Annotated in this window: 19 protein-coding genes; 11 read left to right on the top strand and 8 right to left on the bottom strand. The window is 74.0% G+C overall.

Translation table 11 applies throughout. From position 1 onward, the window contains the following. Positions 1-49 precede the first annotated feature (49 nt). From AC07BS_RS22035 to AC07BS_RS22025, 3 genes are read left to right on the top strand one after another with little or no spacing between them, the layout of a single operon-like run. Positions 50-889: a class I SAM-dependent methyltransferase gene (locus AC07BS_RS22035; protein WP_478647807.1), complete on the top strand. Its 840-nt coding sequence runs from the start codon at positions 50-52 to the stop codon at positions 887-889. 24 nt (positions 890-913) lie between these two features. Continuing rightward, entirely contained in the window at positions 914-1,183 is a 270-nt protein-coding gene (locus AC07BS_RS22030) for an acyl carrier protein (RefSeq protein WP_478647805.1), read from the top strand. After that, complete coding sequence (locus AC07BS_RS22025) at positions 1,183-2,412, top strand: beta-ketoacyl-[acyl-carrier-protein] synthase family protein (protein ID WP_478647804.1); 1,230 nt, start codon at positions 1,183-1,185, stop codon at positions 2,410-2,412. Before AC07BS_RS22030 ends, AC07BS_RS22025 begins: the two co-directional genes overlap by 1 nt. 49 nt (positions 2,413-2,461) lie before the next feature. Here AC07BS_RS22025 and AC07BS_RS22020 read toward each other — a convergent pair whose 3' ends face one another. Then, positions 2,462-4,942: a helix-turn-helix transcriptional regulator gene (locus AC07BS_RS22020; protein ID WP_478933948.1), complete on the bottom strand. Its 2,481-nt coding sequence runs from the start codon at positions 4,940-4,942 to the stop codon at positions 2,462-2,464. Positions 4,943-5,115: 173 nt separating this feature from the next. On the opposite strand from AC07BS_RS22020, the gene AC07BS_RS22015 reads away from it, so the two are divergent. From AC07BS_RS22015 to AC07BS_RS21985, 7 genes are all read left to right on the top strand, one after another. Beyond that, positions 5,116-6,240, top strand: a complete 1,125-nt coding sequence (locus tag AC07BS_RS22015) for an AfsR/SARP family transcriptional regulator (protein WP_478933946.1) — start codon at positions 5,116-5,118, stop codon at positions 6,238-6,240. Beyond that, entirely contained in the window at positions 6,237-6,926 is a 690-nt protein-coding gene (locus AC07BS_RS22010) for a DUF6585 family protein (RefSeq protein WP_478933944.1), read from the top strand. Before AC07BS_RS22015 ends, AC07BS_RS22010 begins: the two co-directional genes overlap by 4 nt. Positions 6,927-7,019: 93 nt before the next feature. After that, entirely contained in the window at positions 7,020-7,775 is a 756-nt protein-coding gene (locus AC07BS_RS22005; protein ID WP_478933943.1) for a PE-PPE domain-containing protein, read from the top strand. 168 nt (positions 7,776-7,943) lie between these two features. Next, entirely contained in the window at positions 7,944-8,222 is a 279-nt protein-coding gene (locus tag AC07BS_RS22000; RefSeq protein ID WP_478933941.1) for a hypothetical protein, read from the top strand. Positions 8,223-8,240: 18 nt separating this feature from the next. Beyond that, the gene (locus AC07BS_RS21995) at positions 8,241-8,465 is read left to right on the top strand and encodes a hypothetical protein (RefSeq protein WP_478647795.1); all 225 of its coding nucleotides are present in this window, start codon (positions 8,241-8,243) and stop codon (positions 8,463-8,465) included. A 176-nt stretch (positions 8,466-8,641) separates the two neighbouring features. Then, a complete protein-coding gene (gndA, locus tag AC07BS_RS21990; RefSeq protein ID WP_478933939.1) occupies positions 8,642-10,102 on the top strand; it encodes an NADP-dependent phosphogluconate dehydrogenase in 1,461 nt (486 codons plus the stop codon). A 38-nt stretch (positions 10,103-10,140) separates the two neighbouring features. Next, entirely contained in the window at positions 10,141-10,569 is a 429-nt protein-coding gene (locus AC07BS_RS21985) for a nuclear transport factor 2 family protein (RefSeq protein ID WP_478647791.1), read from the top strand. Here the strand turns inward: AC07BS_RS21985 and AC07BS_RS21980 are convergent. Then, on the bottom strand, positions 10,547-11,047 hold the full coding sequence (locus tag AC07BS_RS21980) for a hypothetical protein (protein ID WP_478933937.1): 501 nt from the start codon (positions 11,045-11,047) through the stop codon (positions 10,547-10,549). The genes AC07BS_RS21985 and AC07BS_RS21980 overlap by 23 nt on opposite strands. 204 nt (positions 11,048-11,251) lie before the next feature. Between AC07BS_RS21980 and AC07BS_RS21975 the strand changes: the two genes are divergently transcribed. After that, positions 11,252-11,950: an esterase/lipase family protein gene (locus AC07BS_RS21975; protein ID WP_478933935.1), complete on the top strand. Its 699-nt coding sequence runs from the start codon at positions 11,252-11,254 to the stop codon at positions 11,948-11,950. Positions 11,951-11,957: 7 nt separating this feature from the next. Here AC07BS_RS21975 and AC07BS_RS21970 read toward each other — a convergent pair whose 3' ends face one another. From AC07BS_RS21970 to AC07BS_RS21945, 6 genes are all read right to left on the bottom strand, one after another. Then, positions 11,958-14,519: a sensor histidine kinase gene (locus AC07BS_RS21970; protein ID WP_478934051.1), complete on the bottom strand. Its 2,562-nt coding sequence runs from the start codon at positions 14,517-14,519 to the stop codon at positions 11,958-11,960. Positions 14,520-14,691: 172 nt separating this feature from the next. Beyond that, the gene (locus AC07BS_RS21965; protein WP_478933933.1) at positions 14,692-17,193 is read right to left on the bottom strand and encodes an acyl-CoA reductase; all 2,502 of its coding nucleotides are present in this window, start codon (positions 17,191-17,193) and stop codon (positions 14,692-14,694) included. Next, a complete protein-coding gene (locus AC07BS_RS21960) occupies positions 17,190-18,347 on the bottom strand; it encodes a LuxE/PaaK family acyltransferase (RefSeq protein WP_478933932.1) in 1,158 nt (385 codons plus the stop codon). Before AC07BS_RS21960 ends, AC07BS_RS21965 begins: the two co-directional genes overlap by 4 nt. Continuing rightward, complete coding sequence (locus AC07BS_RS21955) at positions 18,344-19,480, bottom strand: GNAT family N-acetyltransferase (RefSeq protein ID WP_478933930.1); 1,137 nt, start codon at positions 19,478-19,480, stop codon at positions 18,344-18,346. The genes AC07BS_RS21960 and AC07BS_RS21955 overlap by 4 nt, the downstream gene beginning before the upstream one ends. Beyond that, complete coding sequence (locus tag AC07BS_RS21950; RefSeq protein WP_478933928.1) at positions 19,477-20,781, bottom strand: MFS transporter; 1,305 nt, start codon at positions 20,779-20,781, stop codon at positions 19,477-19,479. The genes AC07BS_RS21955 and AC07BS_RS21950 overlap by 4 nt, the downstream gene beginning before the upstream one ends. Next, entirely contained in the window at positions 20,778-22,049 is a 1,272-nt protein-coding gene (locus tag AC07BS_RS21945) for a phenylacetate--CoA ligase family protein (protein WP_478933926.1), read from the bottom strand. Before AC07BS_RS21945 ends, AC07BS_RS21950 begins: the two co-directional genes overlap by 4 nt. Positions 22,050-22,303: the final 254 nt, after the last annotated feature.

Here is a 22,303-nt window from a genome sequence, read left to right as displayed (position 1 = left end):
CTAGCTTCACCCACCGTTATCGAATTCCGCACCGACGGAGGGTCGATTCATGAACACACGGGCAGACGCCGCGTCCTCCCGGATCCCGGGTGACGCGCCGCCGTCCACGGACTACGCCGCGCTGCGCGGCGACCCGGAATACGCCGGGTTGAACAGCGCGCTGCTCGACCTGGTCCCGGTCGGCTCCGGACCGGCCGTCCTCGACGTGGGATGCGGGGACGGAGCCGTCAGCGAGCGGCTGCTGGAGCGCGACCCGGCCATGTCCCTGATCGGCGTCGACCCGGACCGGGCCCTGCTCGACGCGGCGCGGACACGGCTGGGCGACCGGGCCCGCTTCGTCGAGGGCGACGCGTCCTCCGTCGCCCGGCTGTTCCCCCGGGACGTCTTCGACGTCGTCGTGCTGGCCAACTGCGTCCACCTCTTCCCGGACCTGGCCGAGGCGTTCGACGCGATCGGGCGGGTCCTCGCCGGCGGCGGGCGCCTGGTGTTCAACTCGGCCTTCTACGCGGGCGCGGAGTCCGCCGACGACCTGCCGCGGTACGCCGAGCTGGTCGGCTCGGCCCGCCGGACCGCCCGGACGCGCGGGCTCCCGCTGGCCCGGTCGGCCGCCGGCCGGCCCTCGGGACTGCGCAGGACCGCCGAGGACTACCAGGACGCCCTCGCCGCGGCCGGTTTCACCGGCGTGGTCACCGCCGAGCGGGAGTTCACCCTCGGCCGCCACTTCCTCACCGCGCTGTGCTCGACCCCGATGTTCGCCACCGCCACACTGCCCGGCATCGACCGGCACACCGCCGCCGAACTGCTCACCGAGACGCTGGAGAAGCAGTACGAGCGGGCCCCGTTCACCATCACACGACGCTGCGTCTACTTCACCGCCACCCGGCCGTAGAAGACTCGACGAAGGGAATTCCTCATGACCGAGGTGCTGCACGTGGTCACCCAGGCCATCTCCGGCATACGCCCGGACCTGGCCGAATCCGGAACGGCGATCACCCGCGACGCGGCCCTGTTCTACGCGGCCGGCCCCGGCCAGCCGGTGCTGGGCCTGGATTCCATGGAGGCGCTGGAGCTGATCTCCGTACTGGAGCAGGAATTCGGGATCGAGCTGGCGGAGACCGACATCAGGATCTCCGACCTCCGCACGGTCGGGGACGTCGTCGACGCCATGTCGGGGGCGATGTGATGCCGGAGCCGGCGCGCCGGCGCGTGCTGGTGACCGGCATCGGCGTCGAGTCGTGCGCGGGCGGCACGCCGGACGCCATGTGGGACGCCCTGTCCGCCGGGCGTCCCGCGATCACGGCGCTGGAGCTCGAGGAACCGCTGCCCTGCCGGGTCGGCGGCGTGGTCGCCGGCTTCGACCCGGGGCAGCACATGCCCGCCCGGCAGGTCCGCCGCACCTCGCGCTTCCAGCAACTGCTGTTCGCCGCGGCGATGAAGGCGCGGGAGGACGCCGGGCTGCGCACGGCGCCCGGGGCCCTGTACGTGGGCACGGGCGGCGGCGGGCTCGACGAGGCCGCGCGGCTCGTGACCGTCCTGCGCCACAGCGGCTGGTCACGGATGGACCGGCTCGGGCTGCTCCGCCTGCTGCCCAACCAGGCCGCCGGGCTGGTCGCCCAGGAACTGGACATCACCGGACCGGTGCTCACCCTCTCCACCGCCTGCGCGTCCTCGACGGACGCCATCGGGGCCGGGATGCGCGCGGTGCGCGAGGGCGTCGCGGACGTGGTCCTCGTCGGCGGGGTGGAGAGCTGGCTGGACGTACCGTGCCTGGCCTCGTTCTGCCTGCTGGACGCGCTCTCCCAGCGGCCCGCCGAGGAGGCGGGGTCGGCGTCCAGGCCGTTCGACCGGGACCGCGACGGCATGGTGCCGGCCGAGGGCGCCGCCGTGCTCGTACTGGAGTCCGAGCGGTCGGCGCTGCGCCGGGGCGCCACCGTGTACGGCGAGGTGCTGGGCGCCGCGACCACCTGCGACGCCCACCACCCCCTGGCGCCCCGCCCCGACGGCGCGGTGGCGGCCAGGACCATCGAGCTGGCCTGCGCCGACGCCGGCCTCGACACCGGCGCCGTGGACCTGGTCAGCGCCCACGGGACCTCGACCCCGCTGAACGACCGGGCCGAGACCGCGGCCGTCAAACGGGCCTTCGGCGACCACGCGCGCCATGTGGCGATCACGGCACCCAAGTCGGTCATCGGCCACGCGTGCGGCGCGTGCGGGGTGCTGGAGAGCGTCGGCGTGCTGCTCGCCATCCGGGAGAAGTTCGTGCCGCCCACCGCGAACCTGGACAACCCCGACCCCGAGTGCGACCTGGACTACACGCCCCTGGTGGGCCGGTCCGCCGCGATCAACGTCGCCGTCAAGCAGAACTTCGGGTTCGGCGGCCAGAACTCGGCGGTGGTGTTCGGCGCCGCGTGACGAGCGCCGAACACCGTGGGGCGCGGCCGGGGTTTGCGGGACAGGCCGGTCAGCGGGGCGGGCCGCCGCCCCGGCGCGCCCGGTAGGTGCGGGCGAGGTGGTCCTGCAGGCGGGCGTGGCGGAACTGGTAGACCGCGCCGGCCTGCCGGAGCACGCCCCGCTGGTAGGCGTCCTCCAGGAAGGCCACCAGGGACCAGGGCAGCCGCCCGGTCAGCGGCAGCCAGATCCGTGAGAAGGCCACCCACTGGCCCCAGGCGGTCAGCGCGAACCCGTAGCCGAGGGCGCCGCCGATCCCGCTGATGACGCCGAGCTTGAGCGAGGAGGCGGGGTCCCAGGCGAGCGGGCCCAGCAGGGCCGACATGGAGGGGATCGTCAGCGGCGGCGCGATGCCCGCCAGGATGCCGAAGGTCGGTACCCAGACGAGGAACTGGGCGGTGGCCGTCCGGCGGTTGGTGCGCAGCAGGCTCACCGGGTTGACGGCCGACCGGATGTCGAGAGGGGTCTCCAGGAACGCCAGGAGGCCCAGGGTGGGGCCGCCGCCCAGCGCGAAGACGGTCCCGAAGAACACCCCGTCGTAGAGGGCGATGTAGAGGGTGACCAGGGGGTCGTGGCCCCCGAGGATCCCCTTGAGCACCCCGTGCTCCAGCCCGTAGCCGAAGCCGAAGACGAGCCCGCACAGGAGCCCGATCGCGAAACGGACGGCGGTTCTCCGCCCGGCCTTCCCCGCTCTGCCGAACACCTTCATGCGCACGCCCGACGGCGGCACCGCCGTGTTCCGGGCCGCGGCCAGGAACCAGTAGGCGACCGCGCAGATGAGCCCGGACAGGAGGCCCGTCGTCAGGCTCTCCGCGATCTGGGTGCGGACGGTGTCGAAGAAGAGGCCGACGACGCAGTCGACGAGCCCGACGGCCAGACAGGTCATCAGCGCGGTCACCAGGGTGCGTGTCAGGCGGCGCAGCCCGGAGCCGAGCCGCCACCACTCCAGGTCGGGGGTGTCGAGCCGGGTCAGGTGGTGGGCGAGGTAGCCGAGCCAGTACTGGGCGCGTTCCGGGTCGACGTCGTGGCGCGGACCGCCGTCCGGGCGGCCCTCCGGCCGGAGCCGGTAGGCGGCGGCGGTGAAGGCGTCGAGGAGGTGGTCCTCCAGCTCTCCGGGACCGCCGAACCGGCCGGTGTCCAGGAGCGTGGCCGGATCACGGCCGGGGGTGTCGCTGTAGACGGCGCGGGCGAGCGTGACCATCAGCGGGGTGGTGAGCACCGCGGCGAGCTGGGTGCCGCCCGGCCCGCAGGGCCGCTCGCGCAGCGCGCTCAGCACCGGGTCCCACGCGGTCGTGACCGCGCCCCCGGCGGGGTCCCGTGGGGTACGCGCCTTGCGCGTGGTGCGGGGCAGGTAGTCGGCCAGGTCGTCCAGGGTGAGGTCCGTCAGTTCCACCGCGGCGGCGGACGTGAGGACGTCGGTCTCCGCCACCGCCGTGGCGTACTCGGACGGACGGCTCGTCAGCAGCAGGGGCAGCGTGGTGGCGTTGAGCGCCTCCAGCGCGGGACGGTGCAGCCCCCCGGCGATCTCGTCGAAGCCGTCCAGCACGGGGAGCACCCGGCCGGCCTCGACCAGGGCGGCGGCCAGGCTCGGGCCGCCGGGGGCCGGGCCGGCGAGACCGGGATGGTCGCGGATCAGCTGCGCGGTCAGCCAGTCCCGGAAGGTGATGGCGGTGGGGTCCCACGCGCCGATGCTGAAGATCACGGCCACCGGGTCGGCGTGGGTCCTCGACTTCACATGGTCCAGGACGAACCGCGTGGTGAGGATCGACTTCCCGGAACCGGGCCGGCCCAGCACCACCAGCCGACCGGAGGGTATCCGCCGGTAGACGTCCACGATCTCGTCCAGGCGGCCGCCGAGGTCCAGCGGACCGTGGGTGCCTCCGGCGGGCAGACGGCGGATGTTGGCCCAGTGATCGGTCAGCTCCTCGGGCACCGGCAGCCAGCGCACGGGCAGCGGGTACGGGTCGTGCACCTGCCGCTGCTCCTCCTCGCGCTGCCAGCGGGAGGCCACCGCGTGGGCGAGCTGCTCGGCGACGTCGGCGAGGGTGTCGTGGAGGGCGGAGGCGGGGCGGGGCCGGTGCTCGACGGCCGGTCGGGGCGGAAGGGGCGGTGGGGTGGCGGGTTCGACGTGGCCGGGTGGTTCGACGGGAGCGGGTGGCTCGTCGGGACCGGATGGTTCGGGATCGGCCGGCTCGTCGGGACCGGCCGGCTCGACGTGGCCGGCCGGCTCGACGTGGCCGGCCGGCTCGACGTGGCCGAGCGTGGTCCCGGGCCGGCGGACGGCGGTGGCGAGCAGTTCCTCGCGTTCCGCCGGAGCCAGCCCGAGCGCGTCGGCGAGCAGCCGCACCGTGGTCACCCGGGGGTCGGCGCGCTCGCCGGTCTCCAGCCCGCGTACGGTGCGCACGCCCACTCCGGCGCGCTCCGCCAGGGTCTCCTGCGTCATTCCCGCGTTGTGCCGCAGCCGCCGTAACAGCGTGCTGAACTCACTGGCCACAGGTCAGGGCCTCCCCCTCGGACAGGTGTTTCCCCAGGTGACGGACTTTAGCGTGGCCGGAGTGGCCGCCACCGGCCGCAAACGGCCGGTCGGTTGGCCTGTCCGGCACCGGGCGCCGGGACCAACGTCGACGGCATGCGCCGCGGCGAGCGGCCCGACCTCGGGGAGCCATCATGCCGATCACCACGACCACCCGCCAGCCGTCCATGACCTTGCTCCAACGCCAGGAGCGCGACGTGCTCTACGCGGTCGGCTGCGGCTTGCGGGACGACGAGATCGCCGCCGCCCTCGCCATACCCGAGGACGCGGTGGCCGGACACCTGGCGCGGATCCTCGCCACCCTCGGCCTGCGCGACCGCGCCGCCGCCATCGTCCACGCCTTCGACTGCGGTCTGGTCGCCCCCGGGCGCGGCCCCCGCAGGCCGGCGCCGAGCCTCGCACCGGCTCCGGCTCCGGCCCCGGTCCCGGTCCCGGCCGCGGCGCGGGGCCCGGTGTCACCGGCCGCCGCTCGCCGCGTGTCCGGGCCACGGTTGCGGATCTCGGTGCTCGGACCGCTGCGGGCCTGGCGCGACGGGCACCCTGTGGACCTGGGGCACCTGCGCCAGCAGGCCGTACTGGCGACGCTGGCCCTCTGCCCGGGCCGGACGGTCAGCCGGCAGGAACTGCTCGACTGGGTCTGGGGGGAGGAGCCGCCGAACACGAACGTCGTGCCGGTGTACATCTACCGGCTGCGCAAGGTCCTGCGCGTGGCCGGCGCACCGGACGCGGCGATCGAGCGCGACCGGTGCGGCTACCGGCTGCGGCCCGGCGCGGTCGCGGTGGACGTGGCGCGGATGGAGGAACTGGTCACCGCGGCCGGTACGGCCGAGCGGGCGGGCGACCTGGCCGAGGCGGTCCGCACCTGCTCCCAGGCGCTGGACCTGTTCCGCGGGGAGCCCCTGGCCGGCCAGCCGGGGCCGTTCGCGGAGCTGGAGCGGCTGCGGCTGACCGAGCGCAGGATCGTCCTCGTGCAGCGGAAGCTCGACTGGCAGTTGCGGCTGGGCCAGCACGCCGACGCGATCGCCGAGCTGTCGGCCCTGACCGTGGCGCAGCCGCTGAACGAACCGGTCGCCGCGATGCTGATGCGCGCGCTGTACCTCAGCGGCCGGCAGGCCGACGCGCTGACCGTCTACGACCGCACCCGCCGCCGGCTGGCCGACGAGCTGGCCGTCTCCCCGGGCCCCCTGCTGCGCCAGACGCACCGGACGATCCTGCGCGGGGACGACATCCGCCTCGGCCTCACCGGAACCACGCGGTGATCGGCCCGGCACGGCGTCCGCGCGACGGCGAGGAACTGCTGCTGGCGAGGATCTCGGCGGCGGCCGGCCGCGAGCTCCTGGGCAGGCGGCGCGCCACGTACACGGGAGTCACGGGAACGGTGTACGCGAAGTCCCTCCGGATTCCGGGGTTCCGCGCTCTGCTGGCCTTCGTACGGCACGGTCTGGCGTCCGCGGCGCACGACCGTGACGACGCGCGGCTGGACCTGTACGAGAACGGGATGACGGTGGCCGTCAGGGGCCGGATCCACATCGTCCGCTACGACGCGACCTCGGTGTTCCGGACGGACACCGCCTGCGCGCTCACCGGTGTCGACGAGGAGCGGATCGTGCTGCGACGCGCTCCGGAGCGCGGCGACGCGCCGCCCGCCTGGTGGTCCGGGATCCAGCGGGGCGTCACCGGTGCCCAGCTGCCCCGGGCGCTGGCGGCGCTGGCCGGGGGCGAGCGCCTGACGTTCGGCGACGTCTGGCTCACGCGGGAGGAGATCGGGTGGGAGGAGATCCGCGCACCGTGGCGGCGGGTCCGGGACGTCCGGGTCCGGAAGGGGGCCGTCGGGCTGGACGTCGACGGCACGTGGCACGGGCCGGGCCCGCGGGCCTCGGAGATCCCGAACCTCTTCCTCCTCCGCGCGCTCGCGGAGCGCCTGGGGCCGGCGGACGCGGGATGAGGCCCGGGCGGGTTTCATCACGATGTCACCGCCCGTACCTAACGTCGCCCACAGGCACACCGATTGACGCGACCTGAGGAAGGAGAACGAACGATGAGCCTGGTCCGCAGATGGAGGAAGGCGATCGTCGCCGGGGCGGCGGCGGTCATGGTGGCCGTCACGGCCGCCGCGCCCGCCGTCGCCGACGCCGGTCCGGTACGTCACTACTACCTGGAGCTGGGCGGCACGGGCGCGGGGGCGCCCGGGCCCGACTGCACCAGCAGCTACACCTTCGCCAACAAGCACCTCAACGGGGGCATTCCGGTACCCGTGTGCTACCCGGCGAGCGCCGGGCCCTGGCTCAACGGCCGCAACCAGTCCCCGGACCCGAGCGCGCCGAGCTTCGACGCCAGCGTGCACGAGGGCTACCGCAATCTGCTGGCCGCCGCGGAGGACACCCACCGCCGCGACCCGAGCGCCAGGCTCACGATCGTCGGCTATTCCCAGGGCGCGCAGGCGGCCGACCAGGTGCTCCAAACGATCGCCGCCGGCGGCACGGCCATACCCCGCTCGCAGGTGAACGGCATGCTGTACTCCGATCCGATGCAGCCGGGCACCGGCATCTGGGCCAAGCTCCCCAAGGGCTGGAGCGCCCTGGGCTTCACCTCCCCCGGCGCGGGCCCTGCCACGTTCACGGGCGTCCCGGTGCAGCGCTTCTGCATCCGCACCGACGGGGTGTGCGACGCGACGTCGGTGCTGTCCGTGGGCGGCTTCCTGGCCCAGCACCCCAAGTACTGGCAGGACGGCGACATCATGACGCGGACCATCGGGAATGACGGCGGGGACGGCGTCGTCTGGTACGACGCCTGACCGCTCGGGGGCCGGTGGATCCACCGGCCCCTGAGCGCGGACCCGAGAACCGTTGACCCATCCGGGTGATATCCGGGTCGCGCACATTCCCGAAATCCCCGACGAGGCGCACGCTCTGCCTACAGGAACACTCCCTTCACGCAAGGGAATCCGCAGGGGGAGCACATCATGGCAGGTCTGGAATTCGGACGCAGTGGCTTTCTGTTCCTCGGCGACGGCCAGCAGCAGGACTTCGCCTTCGACTTCGGCAAGGATCCGAACCAGTTCTCCTGGATCCGTCCGGCCACATACTTCCACGCCTTCACCGACACGAACTCCCGTCTCCAGTACGTGGCCGAGTACACGTTCTGGGACGGCACCAATCCGATTCCGCCCTTCTGGGCCCTGACCCTACGGTCGAGCGGAAACTCTCAATTCGTCTTCACCCTCGCCCTCGTCACCCCGTGAACACGGAGGGATCCCATCATGCGCGTTTATGCGGCATTCAGCGAAGACGGCCGGATCACCGCCCTGGCGGAGATCATCGAAGAGGGCGACGACCGTATCGGCGTCCGCCTCCTCCCCGGCGAGGACCGCGAGGTGGCGGAATTCACGGTGCCACCCGAGTACACCGGCAGGCCCCTCAGCGAACTGGTGGCCCACTACCGGGTGAACACCACCCCGGACGGCCCCCGCCTCGCGCGCCGCTGACGTCCGGGGCACGGATCCGAGAACGCGGAAGGCGTGCGCCGGTGCGCCTTTCGTGTTGTTCGCGTGCCACGATGGCCGGGCGGTGGCCGGCCGGGGTGGCGGGAAGATCTTCGCTTCGTCCGGTGTTGACGCCTCGCACAGGTCTTCGACGCTCGTGACAGGAGTGGAACACCGCCATGCCCAGCACCCCCGCCACCACCGCAACCGCGCAGATCGGCGTCACCGGGCTCGCCGTCATGGGCAGCAACCTCGCCCGGAACTTCGCCCGCCACGGCCACACCGTCGCCGTCCACAACCGCACCGCCGCCAGGACCAAGGCCCTCGTCGAGCAGCACGGCCACGAGGGGAGCTTCGTACCCTCCGAGAGTGCCGAGGATTTCGTCGCCTCGCTCCAGAGACCGCGCCGCATCATCGTCATGGTCAAGGCCGGCGAGGCCACCGACGCCGTCATCGACGAGTTCGTGCCCCTGCTCGACGAGGGCGACGTCCTCATCGACGGTGGGAACGCGCACTTCGCCGACACCCGGCGACGGGAAGCCGCCCTGCGCGAGCACGGCATCCACTTCGTCGGCGCCGGCATCTCCGGTGGTGAGGAAGGCGCCCTCAACGGGCCCGCCATCATGCCCGGCGGGTCCGAGGAGTCCTACGAATCCCTCGGGCCGCTGCTCGAGTCCATCGCCGCCAAGGCCAAGGACGGCACCCCCTGCTGCACCCACGTCGGGCCCGACGGCGCAGGCCACTTCGTCAAGATGGTGCACAACGGCATCGAGTACGCCGACATGCAGCTGATCGCCGAGGCCTACGACCTGCTGCGCGCCGTCGGCGGGTACGAGCCGGCGCGGATCGCCGAGATCTTCCGTACGTGGAACACCGGGCGCCTCGACTCGTACCTCATCGAGATCACCGCCGAGGTGCTCGCCCACACCGACGCCGCGACCGGGCGGCCGTTCGTGGACGTCGTGGCCGACGCGGCCGAGCAGAAGGGCACCGGGCGGTGGACGGTGCAGACCGCGCTGGACCTGGGGGTCCCGGTGTCCGGTATCGCCGAGGCGGTGTTCGCGCGGTCCGTCTCGGGCCACGCGGACCTGCGCACGGCGGCGCGCGGGCTGCCCGGGCCGGACGTCCCGGCGCTGTCCGCCGGCGAGGCGGAGGCGTTCGCCGCCCAGGTCGAGGAGGCGCTGTACGCCTCCAAGGTGGTGTCCTACGCCCAGGGCTGGAACATGATCGCCAAGGCGAGCGAGGAGTACGGCTGGGACATCGACCTCGGCGCGGTCGCCGCGATCTGGCGCGGCGGCTGCATCATCCGGGCCGCGTTCCTGGACCGCATCCGGGCCGCGTTCGCCGCCGACCCGGGCCTGGCCACCCTGCTGGCGGACCAGGGGTTCGCCGAGGAGACCGGCCGCGCGCAGGAGGCCTGGCGCTCGGTCGTCGCCACGGCGGTGCGCCACGGGGTGCCGACGCCGGGCTTCTCGGCGGCGCTCTCCTACTACGACGCCCTGCGCGCCCCGCGCCTGCCCGCCGCGCTCACCCAGGGGCAGCGGGACTTCTTCGGCGCCCACACCTACCGGCGCGCCGACCGCGAGGGCTCGTACCACACGCTGTGGAGCGGTGACCGCAGCGAGGAGCGGACGGACTGATCCCCCGTCGTCGTGAGGGTGCCGCTAGCCTGGTCCGTATGCCGGACCTTCAGCGGCACCCCAACATCGACACCGCCGTCCGCTACCACGAGGCCGTGGCCCGGTGGGCGACCGGTGCCGAACTGGCGGCGTTCTTCCACGAGGACGCCGTCCACCACGAGCTGCCCAACCTCCTCTTCCCCGACGGCGTGGTGCGCGACCTGCCCGCCGTGCTGGAGGCGGCCGACCGCGGCCGCGCGCTGCTGAGCGCGCAGCGCTTCGACGTGCTCAACGCGGTCGCGGTGGGCGACCAGGTGGCGCTCGAGGTCGCGTGGAGCGGCACGCTGGCCGTGCCGCTGGGCGAGCTGCCCGCGGGGCACGTACTGCGGGCCCGTATCGCGACGTTCATCGAGTTCCGCGACGGAAGGATCGTCGCCCAGCGCAACTACGACTGCTACGAGCGCCTCACGGCTTCTCCTCCTCCTTGATGTCGGAGATGAGCCGCGTGCTCAGGTCGGACTGCACGCTGAGGTAGGTGTATCCGGGCTTGGCCTCGTCGCCCCAGGTCAGCCGGACGCGCGTCCAGGTGTGCCCGGCGCCGCTGTTGTCGTAGGTGACCTGCCAGGCGCGCGGGGTGTTCTGGGCGCGCAGGACGCCGTCCACGCCGTTCTTCCGTTCCCAGGTCCTCAGGCGGTCCCGGAACTCGCCGGTGAGGTAGTGGGCGCGCAGGGCGTCGGCCAGGGCCGTGTCCGGCGTGCCGGAGCGGGCGTCCACGTAGGCGCCGTAGAAGGCGGCCACCCGGTCGACCACCGAGGACGGGGTGCCCTCGTGCTCCACCGCGGGGGCTCGCGTCCCCGCGCCGGGAGCGCCCGGGGCGGCCGCGAACGCGCCGGCGGACACCGTCAGCGCGGCCAGGACGGCGAGCGCCGCCGCTGTGCGCCAAGTCGTGCTACGGGATATGCGCATGGGTTTCCCCCCAATCGCACGGTGCCGCTGACGGCACCGACTCCGCTGGTTCACCTTGTAGAGCGCACGAGTTACCCGGAAGAGTTCCTTCCATGCATGCCGGGGGCTCTGTCTTGGGCTTCGGCCGGACTGGCATAGTTCCGGCGCACGACGTCTCGCACCATGCCCGTACAGCTTCCGGCCGGCTCCGAAAGGTACCCGCGCATGCGCCGTCCGCTCGTCGCCTTCCTCTCCCTCCTCCTGGCCGCCCTCGCGCTCGGCGCCGCCCCGCCCGTCACGGCGGCGGCTCCGGGGGCCGGTGGCCCGCCCGATCCGGTCGTGTTCGTGCACGGCGCCAACGCGGACCCGGGCGTCTGGGGCACGATGCGCGACGACTTCGTCCGCGCCGGGTATCCCGCCGACCGCCTGGCGGCCTGGTCGTACGACACCCGCCTGTCCACGAACGAGGTGCTCGCCGGACGGCTCGCCTCCTACGTGGACACCGTGCTGGCCCGGACCGGGGCCTCGCGCGTGGACCTCGTCACGCACAGCCTGGGCGGCCTCCCCTCCCGCTGGTACGTGAAGTTCGGCGGCGGTGCCGGGAAGGTCGGGCACTGGGTGTCGCTCGCGGGGCCCAACCACGGGACGAACGCCGCCTACGCGTGCGCCCTGCTCTACCAGAGCTGCCGGGACATGACCCCGGGGTCGTACGTGCTCCGGCAGCTCGGTTCCGGTGACGAGACGCCCGGCACGACGCGCTACGGCACCTGGTGGTCGCCCTGCGACGAGGTGATCCTCCCGCACTCCAGCACCCCGCTCGACGGCGCCGTCAACACCCGGACCGACGGCTGCCTCACGCACAACGGGCTGCTGACCGATCCCGTCGTCGCGCGGCAGGTCCGCGCCTTCCTCGCCGAGATCTGACGCCGCATCAGGACACTGCGTCCGGCGCCCCCGCCGCGGGCAGGGAGACGACCATGGTGAGCCCGCCCCCGGGGGTGTCCTCGGGGGTGAGCGTGCCGCCCATGGCCTCGGTCAGGCCGCGGGAGAGGGCCAGGCCCAGGCCGAGGCCGGTGGTGTTGTCGGTGTCGCCGAGCCGCTGGAAGGGCGCGAAGGCCCGCTCCCGGTCGGCGGCACGGATGCCGGGCCCCCGGTCGACCACCCTGAGCTCCACCCGGCCGGCCAGGACGCTGGCGGTGACCGAGACCGGGTGGCCGTCCGGCGAGTGCCGGACGGCGTTGGCCACCAGGTTGGCGACGACCCGCTCCAGGAGCGGCGGGTCGGCGAGCACGTCCGGCACATGGGTGAGGTCCTGGGCCGCGACGGTCGCGGCGGTGCGGTCCTGCGCCTCGGGCAGGCTGTCCAGGGCGGGCGGGAGCACCTCGGCCAGTGCGGTGGGCTGGAGGTGGAGGGTGAGGGCGCCGGCCTGGATGCGGCTCATGTCGAGGAGGTTGTCGACCAGCCGGTTGAGCCGGACCAGCGACTCCTCGGCCGTGGCCAGCAGCTCCTCCCGGTCCTCGTCGGAGAAGCGCACGTCCCGGCTGCGCAGCGAGCTGACGGCCGCCCAGCCGCTGGCCAGCGGGGTGCGCAGGTCGTGGCTGACGGCGGCCAGCAGCGCGGTGCGCATCCGGTCGGCGGCCCGGACGGGTTCGATCTCGGCGGCGGCCTCGGCGAGCCGGGCGCGTTCGACGGCGGCCGTGAGGTGGGCGGCGAAGGCGGTGAGCACCCGGCGCTCGGCGACCGGCAGGTTCCGGCCGCGCAGGACGAGCCGGTGGTCCTCCCCCACCGGGACCCGGATCTCGGCGGCCTCGCCGGGCGGGTCCTGTCCGGCCCGGATCACCTCCCCGTCCCCCTGGCTCGGGCGGAGTTCGGCGGAGGCCATGCCGAAGGTCTCCCGGGTGCGTTCGAGGAGGACGGGGACGTCCCGCTCGCCCCGCAGGATGCCGCCCGCGAGCGAGGAGAGGGTCTCGGCCTCGGCGGTGGCGCGGGCGGCCCGGCGGGAGAGCCGCAGCGAGCGGTCCACGACGGCGGCGACGGTCACGGCGACGACCGCGAACACCAGGAGCGCCAGGACGTTGTTGGCCTCGGCGATGGTGAACCGGCCGGCGGGCGGGATGAAGTAGTAGTTGAGCAGGAGGGAGGCGGTCAGGGAGGCCAGCAGGGCGGAGAGCACGCCGCCGATGCAGGCCACGCCGACGACGGCCACCAGGAAGACCAGGGCCTCGCTGGTGAGGTTGAGGCCCAGCGCGTCGGCGATCTCATGATGGCGCAGCAGCAGGGTCAGCGCGGCGGGCAGGGCGAGGCCGGCGGCGGGTCCGCCGAGGCGGCGGGCGAGCGGGGTGTCGTGGGCGGGGCCGGGGCGGCCCCGGCCGCGGCCCGCCCGCTCGTGGGTGACGAGGTGGACGTCGATGTCGCCGGAGGAGTCGGCGACGCTCTCGCCCACGCCGCGGGCGCCGAGGAGGCGCGGCAGCCGGCCGCGGCGGCTGACCCCGACGACGAGCTGGGTGGCGTTCTCGGCGCGGGCGAACTCCAGCAGGGCGACGGGCACGTGGTCGCCGACGACGGTGTGGTAGCTGCCGCCCAGGCTCTCCACGAGCCGCCGCTGGCGGGCCAGGGCGGCGGGCGAGGCGGCGGCGAGCCCGTCGCTGCGGGTGACGTGGACGGCGAGCAGGCCGCCGCCGGAGGAGCGGGCCGCGATGCGGGCGGCGCGGCGGATGAGGGTCTCGCCCTCGGGGCCGCCGGTGATGCAGGCGACGACCCGTTCCCGGGTCTCCCAGACGCCGCCGATGCCGTGGTCGGCGCGGTAGCGCTGGAGGGTCTCGTCGACGCGCTCGGCGACCCAGAGGAGGGCCAGTTCGCGCAGGGCGGTGAGGTTGCCGACCCGGAAGTAGTGGGAGAGCGCGGCGTCGATCTTCTCGGGGGTGTGGATGTTTCCGTGCGCCATGCGGCGGCGCAGCGCCTCGGGGGGCATGTCGACGAGCTCGATCTGGTGGGCGCGGCGGACCACCTCGTCCGGCACGGTCTCCAGCTGCGGGACGCCGGTGATCCGCTCGACGACGTCGCGGAGGGACTCCAGGTGCTGGATGTCGACGGTGGTGACGACGTCGATGCCGGCGGCGAGCAGCGCCTCGATGTCCTGCCAGCGCTTGAGGCGGCCGGCGCCGGGCGCGTTGGTGTGGGCCAGCTCGTCGACGAGCGCCACCCGGGGGCGGCGTTCCAGGACGGCGGCGACGTCGAGTTCGGCGTACTCCACGCCCCGGTGGACGCGCCGCAGCCGGGGCAGGACCTCCAGTCCCTCCAGCATCTCCTCGGTGTGCGGGCGGTGGTGGCATTCGGCGAGGGCGACGACGACGTCGGTCCCGCGCAGGGCCCGGCGCCAGCCCTCGTCCAGCATCCGGTACGTCTTGCCGACACCGGGGGCGGCGCCGAGGTAGACCTTCAGTCTGCCGGGACGCCTGCCCGGCGCGTCGGACGGAGCACCGGCCTGGGCCATGGCGCTGCTCCATTTCGTCTCGGGGGCGGCGGCACGCCGCCCGGCGGCGTGGGATAGGTGCATGACCCATCGTCACGTCGCCGGGACGGATCGCGGCAGGTCGGGCCGCGACGTTGACGCGTTCCTGACCCCGCGCCGCGGTTCGTGCCGCCGCTCCTGTGAACCGGATCCCCTAGTGCCGCTCGTCCACCACGGAGCGCAGCTTTCCGGTCGTGGCGGTGCGGGTGAAGGCGGCCGGTTGCGTGGTCTCGACGTCGAGGTCGAGGAGCCGTTCCCCGACGGCCGTGCGCAGCTCGGGGTAGCCGGCGAGGAAGGCGGCGCGGAGGTCGCCGGGGGTGGTGGCGGCGGTGTCCTCGACGCGGACGGTGAGGCGTTCGCGGGGGCCGTCGGCGGTGAGGACGATCTGGAGTTCGCCGGCGTAGCCGCGGTCCTCCTCGGCGATGGTGACGAACCGCCGGTGGTTGAGGAAGTACGTGGCCACGCGCATCACGTCGCCGAGCCTGCCCAGGAGTTCGAAGCGGGGGGCGCGGCTGCCGCAGGGGCAGGGTCCGGGGACGGCCCGGCCGAGGTCGCCGATGACGTAGCGGTCCAGGTCCTGGCCGCGCCGGGCGCGGGTGGTGAAGACCAGGCGGCCGGTGTCGCCGGGGGCGACGGGGCGGTCGGCGGCGGTGTCGAGGATCTCCAGGGTGTGGAGGTCGGCGTGCAGGTGGTGGACGCCGCCGGTGCTCTCGGCGCACTGGTAGCCCAGCGGGCCGAGGTCGGTGCTGCCGTAGGTGATGGAGCGGATCGTCTCGACGCCGAAGGTCTCGGCGAGGACGCGGCGCTGCTGTGCGGTGAAGTGCTCGCCGCCGTAGAAGATCTTACGGACGCGGCCGCGCAGCAGATCGGCCTGTTCGTGGAGGAGCTGCCACAGGTAGGAGGGCATGCCGAAGAGGGTGTCCGCCTCGTGCGCCACCAGCATCTCGGCCGTCGCCCGGTGGTCGGTGCCGGCGGCGATGGGCAGCTGGGTGCCGCCCAGGCGCTCCAGGATGGAGAAGAAGCTGATGAACCCGCCGTACATGCCGCCGCAGTAGAAGAGGTTGGCGGTGCGGTCGTGGCGGGGGTCGTAGCCGGCGGCGAGCAGGCCGCGGGCGGCGGCGTGCATCTGGGTGTCGTAGTCGTCGTAGGTGAACAGCGACAGGGCGGGGGTGCCGGTGCTGCCGCCGCTGCGGAAGAGGAGCTCGGCGTCGCGCGGGTCGACGCCGTGGTTGCGTTCCTGGACGGTGGCCTTGTCCAGCAGCGGGCCGGCGGGCGGCGGGAACTCCACGGGGCGCGTCAGGTCGTCGAGGCAGGCGGTGGTGGCGAAGCGTTCGTCGGCCTGGACGGCGACGCGGCGGCTGTAGCGCTGGAGGGCGTAGACACCGTCGTGGGGTTCGCCGGAGTAGCCGCTCTGCATGGCGCCGACCGGGGTGACGCGGGTGGCGCCGGCGGCGAGGACCAGGCGGGAGAGCTCGGCGATGTCGGCGCGGCCGCCGGCGATGCCGGCGGTCTGCAGGTAGCGGCGCATGGGGCGCAGCGTGGCGATGGCGCGGGTGCGGGGCAGGGGCTTGACCCAGACACTGCGGTGCAGCGGGGAGGCGGTGAGGGCGGACCGGGTGTCGGCCATGACGCGCCAGGAGCCGTCGGCGGCGGCGATGACCCGGGTGAGGCCGAGGTGCTCCTCCAGCCGGGCGATGAGCTCGGTGGTGGTGAGCTCGGCCTCCTCGGCGGGGTCGGGCTCCTCGCCGGAGGGCTCGGCGGGCGGCCGCGCGGCCAGGACGGCGGCGAAGCGCTCGGCGAACGCGAAGACCTCGCCGGTGTCCTCGGTGTCGAGGTAGACGACCTGGGGGCTGGAGCAGGCCTGCTGCTCGAAGAGGCAGACGTCGGCGGCCAGGGCTTCGAGGACGGCCGGGTCGGCCCAGGCGTCGCGGGTGAGGTAGGCGAAGGAGATCCGGTGGCCCCACTCCACCAGGCGGCAGCCGGGCGGGACATGGGCGGCGACGCCCTCGACGGCGGACTCGCCGCCCCAGACGGCGACGGCGTCGGCGGGGGCGCACATCGCCCGCAGCCACTCCTGCCGGGAGGAGGGGAAGCGCAGGACGACGACGCGTTCGGCGATGGTGCCGGTCGGGTCGAGTGCGGCCAGTTCGGCGAGCAGGTGCTGGGCGAGGAGGGTGTCGGCGCTGCTGGTCTTGAGGATGTTGACGTTGCCGGCGAGCAGTCCCTCGACGAGGCTGAGGGGGGCGACGGTGGCGGCGTTGCCGGGGGCGATGTGGGCGACGAGGCCGACGGGGGCCCACGCCTCGTAGACGGTCTCGCGGGCGTCGGGCCGGCCGAGCCGCTGCGGGGTGGTGCCGCCGAGCTCGCGGCGGAGTTTGCGGGTCAGCTCGCGGCGGCCGAGGAAGGCGGCGAGTTCGGTGAGGACGCCGGTGTCCTCGCCCTCGGGCAGGTGCCGGGCGAGGCGGGCGTACGTGGGGTGGGCGGGGTCGCGCAGGGCTTCGGCGAGCCGGTCGCAGGCGGCCAGGAGGGTCTCGGTCTCCAGCGGCCGGGCGAGGGCGGTCTCGACGGCGGCGGGCAGGGCGGCGAGGCGGCGTCCGGCCTCCTCGTCGTCGATGAACGTGCCCTGCCAGTAGTGCGGGGTGGTCTCGGTCGTCACGACATGCCCTTCATCAGTTCGGCGGCGGCCACCGCGCAGCTCTTGTTACGGCTCACTCCGGCGCGGCCGTGGATCACGAACCAGGGCGTGCCGAGGTCGCAGCCGCAGTCCTCGCCGGGGTGGAGGGAGGCGAGGTCGCCCATGACGACGCTCTGCGCCGGTACGGAGGTGATGTAGGGGGACACCAGGTGGAGGTAGCCCTTCTCGCCGTAGCCGAGCGGCTCCAGGGTGCGCGTGGAGCGGATGAATACCCGGGACCAGACGGGCGCGTGGAGGTTGTGGTGCGAGCACTCGATGTACGGGACGCAGTGCTCGACGGAGCCGAAGGTGTCGCGGATCCGCTCGGAGGGAACGCCGAGCTGTTCGGTGACCCGGGCGTACAGCTCGTGCTTGCCGATCTGCCGGTCGGTGTGGCCCTTCCAGCCGCCGCCGAGGATGATCAGGGAGCCCTCGGGCAGGGTGAGGGGCGGCAGGCCCATCGCCCGCATGCGCTCCAGGGTGAACCAGAGGAACGCGGGGAAGCCCAGGATGCGGACGGGCACGTCGTCCTCGGCGAAGCGGCGCAGCGCGGCGACGCAGCCGAAGGGGTCGAACTCATGGCCGTTGCCGGTGTCGCGCAGGGCGTACTCGACCTGCCGGGCGGGGGCGAAGTCGCACAGGTAGTTGTCGGTGAAGGCGGTGCCCAGCTTGAGGTCGCGGGCGGGCTCGTAGCTGTAGAGGAGGTAGTTGACCGGCTGGTCGGGGGTGATCCAGCCGTTGCGGTCGAAGATGCGGGCGACCATGCGCTGGGCGCCGCGGATGGTCCACTCGTCGAAGAACATCTGCGACTTCTGCCCGGTGGTGCCGGACGAGGTCAGGTGGAGGTGGACGTCCTCGCGGGGGATGGAGAGGACCTCGTGGCGCTTGAAGAAGTTCGCGTGGACGGGCGGCGCGTCGTAGGGCGCGGGGGGCCGCTCGGCGGCGTGGAGGCCGCGGAAGAAGGGGGACCGGTCGGCGTGCCAGGCGTTGATCTCCGCCATGGCGGCGGCGAACAGCTCCTCCTCGGCGGGGCCCGAGGTGTACGGGTCGGTCAGGTCGCACAGCCGCTGCACGTGGGGCAGCAGGTCGGGGTCGGGGACGGCGACCGGCGCGAGATGGGGGTTGACGGGGGTCATGGGGCAACCTCGAGTGTGGGCAGGTACGTCGACGCCCAGGCCGACGCGTAGGCGTCCAGGTACGGCTGGAGGGACTCGCCGACGACCACGCCGCGGAAGTCGATCTGTTCGGCGGTCCGGGACATCACGACGTAGTCGTGGAAGCGGCCGGCCTCCGGCCGCATGGCCGGGAAGAGGGCGCTGGGGATGAAGCCGTGGGCGAGGAAGGCGGACAGCATGCCGTGCTCGGCGAGCGGCACCAGCGCCTCGACGTAGCCGGCGCCGGCCCGGGTGAGCATCCGGGTGACGGCCTCCAGGCAGTCGGCGGCTACGGCCGGGCCGGGGTGGGCGGCGACGAGGGCGCAGTAGCGTCCGGTGCGGTTGAGGTAGGCGTACACCTCGAAGCGGTCGTCCTCGGGCACCAGCAGGGTGTTGGGGGTGTGCAGCGGGTAGAACCAGCGCTCGGTGTCCGGGAACCGGTCGTGGAAGCGGCGGCGGACGAAGCCGGGGGCCTCGATCATCTCCAGCCGGGTCGCCGGGGCGCTCTCCGGCGCGGGCCCGGGCGCGGTGACGGCGGTGTCCGCGTAGCTGACGGGCAGGTTCCGCTCGACGGTGCGCAGGAGCGGCGCGAGCGGCGCGGGCACCTCGGGGACGGGGTGGCGGCGGTCGAGGACACCGGCGGCGTGACGCGCGTAGAGTGCGAGGCTCTCCCGGCTGTCGAGGTCCACGGCGTTGGGCAGGAGGCCCAGCGGCTGGAAGCCGTTGCGGGAGACGACGCGCTGCGGGCCGGCGCTGACGGTGCGCACGGTGGCGTACACCGAGTCCAGCCGTCCGGCGTCCAGCGTCCGCGCGCACAGCTCCCGGGTGAGCGCCCCGGCGAGGCCGGCCGCCCGGTGGTCCGGGTGGACGGCGAGTCCCTCCAGCCGGCCGGTCCGGCTGCCGGCCTCGCTGTGCACGGCCGCCGACCCGGCGAGGCCGCCGGTGCGCGGGCAGCGGGCGACGAGCCAGAGGGTGTGGGGGTCCGCGATGAGGCGGGACATCTCGGCGGGGTCGGTGCCGAGGGCGACGGGGTAGTGCGGGCCGTAGACGGCGTAGTACAGCTGGCGCAGGTCGGCGATGTCGGCGGGCGTCGCCTCGTCGAGCACGGCGGTCATCGGTCTCCTCCGGCGCTCACGGGCTCCGGCTCCGGCGCGGCGGCGCCGTTCTCCTGGGCGGGGTCGGGGTCGCCCAGCAGGGCGAGCGCGAGGGCGGCCGGGATCAGGCCGGCGGCCTGGATCAGGCACAGCGTCCGCGCGGAGAGGTGGTCGCCGAGCAGGCCGAAGAGCAGCGAGGCGAGCGGGAACGTCGCGCCCAGCACCGCCTGCATCACGGCGAAGAAGCCGGGCTTGTCGGCGGCGGGCACGAGCCGCTGGAAGAGCGCCACGAAGCGCACCCCGATCACGCCCACGCACCAGCCGGCCGCCACCAGGCAGCCCGCCAGGACGAACCGTCCGCCGGCCAGGCCGGGCACGGCGAACGCGGCGGCCATCACACCGAGGAGGACCGCGCCCAGCGTCGTGGGCCGGCCGGGGACGCGGGCCCCGGTGAACGACCCGGCGAGCGTGCCGGCACCGAGCGAGGCCTCGAACAGGGCCACGGTGGAACCGCCGTCGTCCAGCACCGACTTGGTGTACAGGGGGATGACGACGAAGACGGCGGTGGTGAAGAGGTTGGCCGCGGTGAAGCAGAGCAGGATGCGGCGGACCCGGGGCAGGCCGGCGAGGATGCCGCGCAGCGTGCGCCGCTCCGGACCGGCGCCGTCCGCGCCCTCGTCGCCGTCCGCGGTGGTCGCGGCGGGGCGGAAGCGGGCCGTCGCGACGAGGACGGCGGCCAGGGCGTACGCGGCCGCGCAGCCCACCGCGAGCCCCGCGACGCCGGCGCCGTCGACGATCAGGGCGCCGAGCAGGGCACCGCCGAGGCTCGCCAGCGACTGGGTGGACAGCTCGAAGCCGGTGGCGGCCTCGATGTCCTCGTCGTCGACGAGTTCGGGCACGGAGGTGGTCAGGCAGGGGTCGAAGAAGGCCTGGCAGGTGGCGAGCGCGAGGGTGGCGGCGTACGCGGCGGCGAGCGGCAGCTCGCTCGCGCAGGCCCAGACGGCCAGCGCGGCCGCGGCGACGCCCGCCGCGCCGGCCGCGGCGCGCAGCACGGAGCGGTGCGCCCGGTGGGCGACGGTCCGGGCGACGAGGGGGGCCAGCGCCACGGCGGGCAGCGTGCTGACGGCCATGAACAGCCCGGAGGCCAGGCCGCGGCCGCCGTCGACGGCGTACGCGACGAGCCACCAGGAGACGCCGACCTGGAACATCCGCACCGCCGCCTGGGTCAGCACCTGGGCCAGCCAGACGGTGCCGAAGGCACGGTTGCGCAGGACGAGCGGCAGCCGGCGCTCGCGGGCGGCCGCGGGGACGGGGGCGGTCATGCGGTCGGCCTCTCGTCGATGACGCGGACGAGCTTGCCGGAGCGGGGGTTGACGACCAGGTCGCCGTGGCGCGTCCACTCCACGGCCATGGGGTGGACGTAACCGGCCCGCACGCTGTCGGGGTACAGCGGCCGGGCGGTGTCGAGCTCCTGGACGACGGCCTTGGCGAGCACCTCCAGCACGGCGGGGTCGTCGTCGCCGGGGGCGGTGGCCAGGCGCAGCACGAGCTGGTCGCGGCCCTCCCGGCGGCGCACCACGAGCTGGGTGCCGGTGATCCGGCCGTCGGTGTCCGCGGCGGCGACGGCGGCGAGCGCGTCCTGCGAGTAGAGGGACACGGGGCCGACGCGCACCCCCTCCTCGGCGCGGCCGAGGATGCGGAAGTGCCCGGCGGTGCGGTCGGTCCACTCGGCGCGGTCGCCCGCGGGGTAGCGGATGACGGGCATGAGGCGGCGGTAGAGCTGGGTCACCACGACGCGGCCGGGGCGGCCGTTCTCCTCGATGGGCTCGCCGGTGGTCTCGTCGAGGATCTCGACGACCGTGTGCGGGGTGAAGGCGCGGTGCACACGGGGGTCGGGGCCGGGCACGGGGCGGCCGAGGAGGCCGGCGTCGACGCTGGCGTAGCCGAGGGAGCGGGGTTCGGCGTTGGGGAAGGCGGCGGCCAGCAGCCGCCGCTGGTCGTCGAAGAGGGCCTCGCCGCCGAAGAACAGCAGCTCCACGGCGGGGAGCTGACGGCCCGTCGAGACGAGGTGCTCGGCGAGCCGGCACAGGGTGGTGGGGGTGCCCGCCACGACCTGCGCGCCGAAGTCCTCCAGCGTGGGGACCGTCGTCTCCAGGGGGGCCGCGCCGCCGATGGGCAGCCGGACGTTGTCGACGGGGGCGTGGGCGAGGGAGTCCAGGATGAACAGGAAGCTGGCGTAGAGCTCGCCGGCGTAGAAGAGGTCCGCGACCCGGTGGCCGGGGCGCAGGCCCGCGTCGACGAGGCCCTGGCCGAAGGCGGTGACGAACTCCCGCCACTCCTCGCGGGTGTAGCAGGAGAACTTCGGGGCGCCGGTGGTACCGCCGGTCTTGTAGACGACGGCCTCGCCCAGCGGCGCGGTCAGCACGCTGTTGTCCTGGAGGGTGTTCGCCTTCCAGAAGGCGCCCTGGTCGACGACCGGCAGCGCGGCGAGGCTGTCGGTGCCGGCCGGCAGGTGCGCGTAGAGGGCCGAGTAGAAGGGGGAGTTATGGCGGCTGAAACGTATGAGGTCCGACAGCGGATGAACGGACATGCGGCCTTTGCCTAGGTGATGCGGACAGGACGGAGTCTTGTGCGCACGGCGATGCGTGGCGGGGAGTTCTCTCCCGCCACGTGCCTGTGCGAGGCGTTCCGCGGGTGGTGCGTGGCGCGCTCGGTGCGCGCGCACTCCCGGCGTCGTTCCGGCGTCGCGTCCGACGCTCGTATACGAGGGAACGCCGAAAAAGATAGCGCAAAAACCCCGACTTCCTGAACGCATGTCAGGTCGGACTGGCCTGAAACCTTACT

The sequence above is a fragment of the Streptomyces sp. NPDC044063 genome (assembly GCF_056434285.1).
Note: the sequence above shows the minus strand (reverse complement) of the source record. Positions and strands in the feature narration are given on the sequence as shown.

Coding starts and splice junctions, on each gene's coding strand:
- AC07BS_RS22025 (WP_478647804.1), top strand. CDS start 1,183: ATGCCGGAGCCGGCGCGCCGGCGCGTGCTGGTGACCGGCATCGGCGTC.
- AC07BS_RS21975 (WP_478933935.1), top strand. CDS start 11,252: ATGCGCCGTCCGCTCGTCGCCTTCCTCTCCCTCCTCCTGGCCGCCCTC.
- AC07BS_RS22000 (WP_478933941.1), top strand. CDS start 7,944: ATGGCAGGTCTGGAATTCGGACGCAGTGGCTTTCTGTTCCTCGGCGAC.
- AC07BS_RS21980 (WP_478933937.1), bottom strand. CDS start 11,047: ATGCGCATATCCCGTAGCACGACTTGGCGCACAGCGGCGGCGCTCGCC.
- AC07BS_RS21955 (WP_478933930.1), bottom strand. CDS start 19,480: ATGACCGCCGTGCTCGACGAGGCGACGCCCGCCGACATCGCCGACCTG.
- AC07BS_RS21970 (WP_478934051.1), bottom strand. CDS start 14,519: ATGGCCCAGGCCGGTGCTCCGTCCGACGCGCCGGGCAGGCGTCCCGGC.
- AC07BS_RS21945 (WP_478933926.1), bottom strand. CDS start 22,049: ATGTCCGTTCATCCGCTGTCGGACCTCATACGTTTCAGCCGCCATAAC.
- AC07BS_RS22030 (WP_478647805.1), top strand. CDS start 914: ATGACCGAGGTGCTGCACGTGGTCACCCAGGCCATCTCCGGCATACGC.
- AC07BS_RS21995 (WP_478647795.1), top strand. CDS start 8,241: ATGCGCGTTTATGCGGCATTCAGCGAAGACGGCCGGATCACCGCCCTG.
- gndA (WP_478933939.1), top strand. CDS start 8,642: ATGCCCAGCACCCCCGCCACCACCGCAACCGCGCAGATCGGCGTCACC.
- AC07BS_RS21985 (WP_478647791.1), top strand. CDS start 10,141: ATGCCGGACCTTCAGCGGCACCCCAACATCGACACCGCCGTCCGCTAC.
- AC07BS_RS22005 (WP_478933943.1), top strand. CDS start 7,020: ATGAGCCTGGTCCGCAGATGGAGGAAGGCGATCGTCGCCGGGGCGGCG.
- AC07BS_RS21960 (WP_478933932.1), bottom strand. CDS start 18,347: ATGACCCCCGTCAACCCCCATCTCGCGCCGGTCGCCGTCCCCGACCCC.
- AC07BS_RS22035 (WP_478647807.1), top strand. CDS start 50: ATGAACACACGGGCAGACGCCGCGTCCTCCCGGATCCCGGGTGACGCG.
- AC07BS_RS21950 (WP_478933928.1), bottom strand. CDS start 20,781: ATGACCGCCCCCGTCCCCGCGGCCGCCCGCGAGCGCCGGCTGCCGCTC.
- AC07BS_RS22015 (WP_478933946.1), top strand. CDS start 5,116: ATGCCGATCACCACGACCACCCGCCAGCCGTCCATGACCTTGCTCCAA.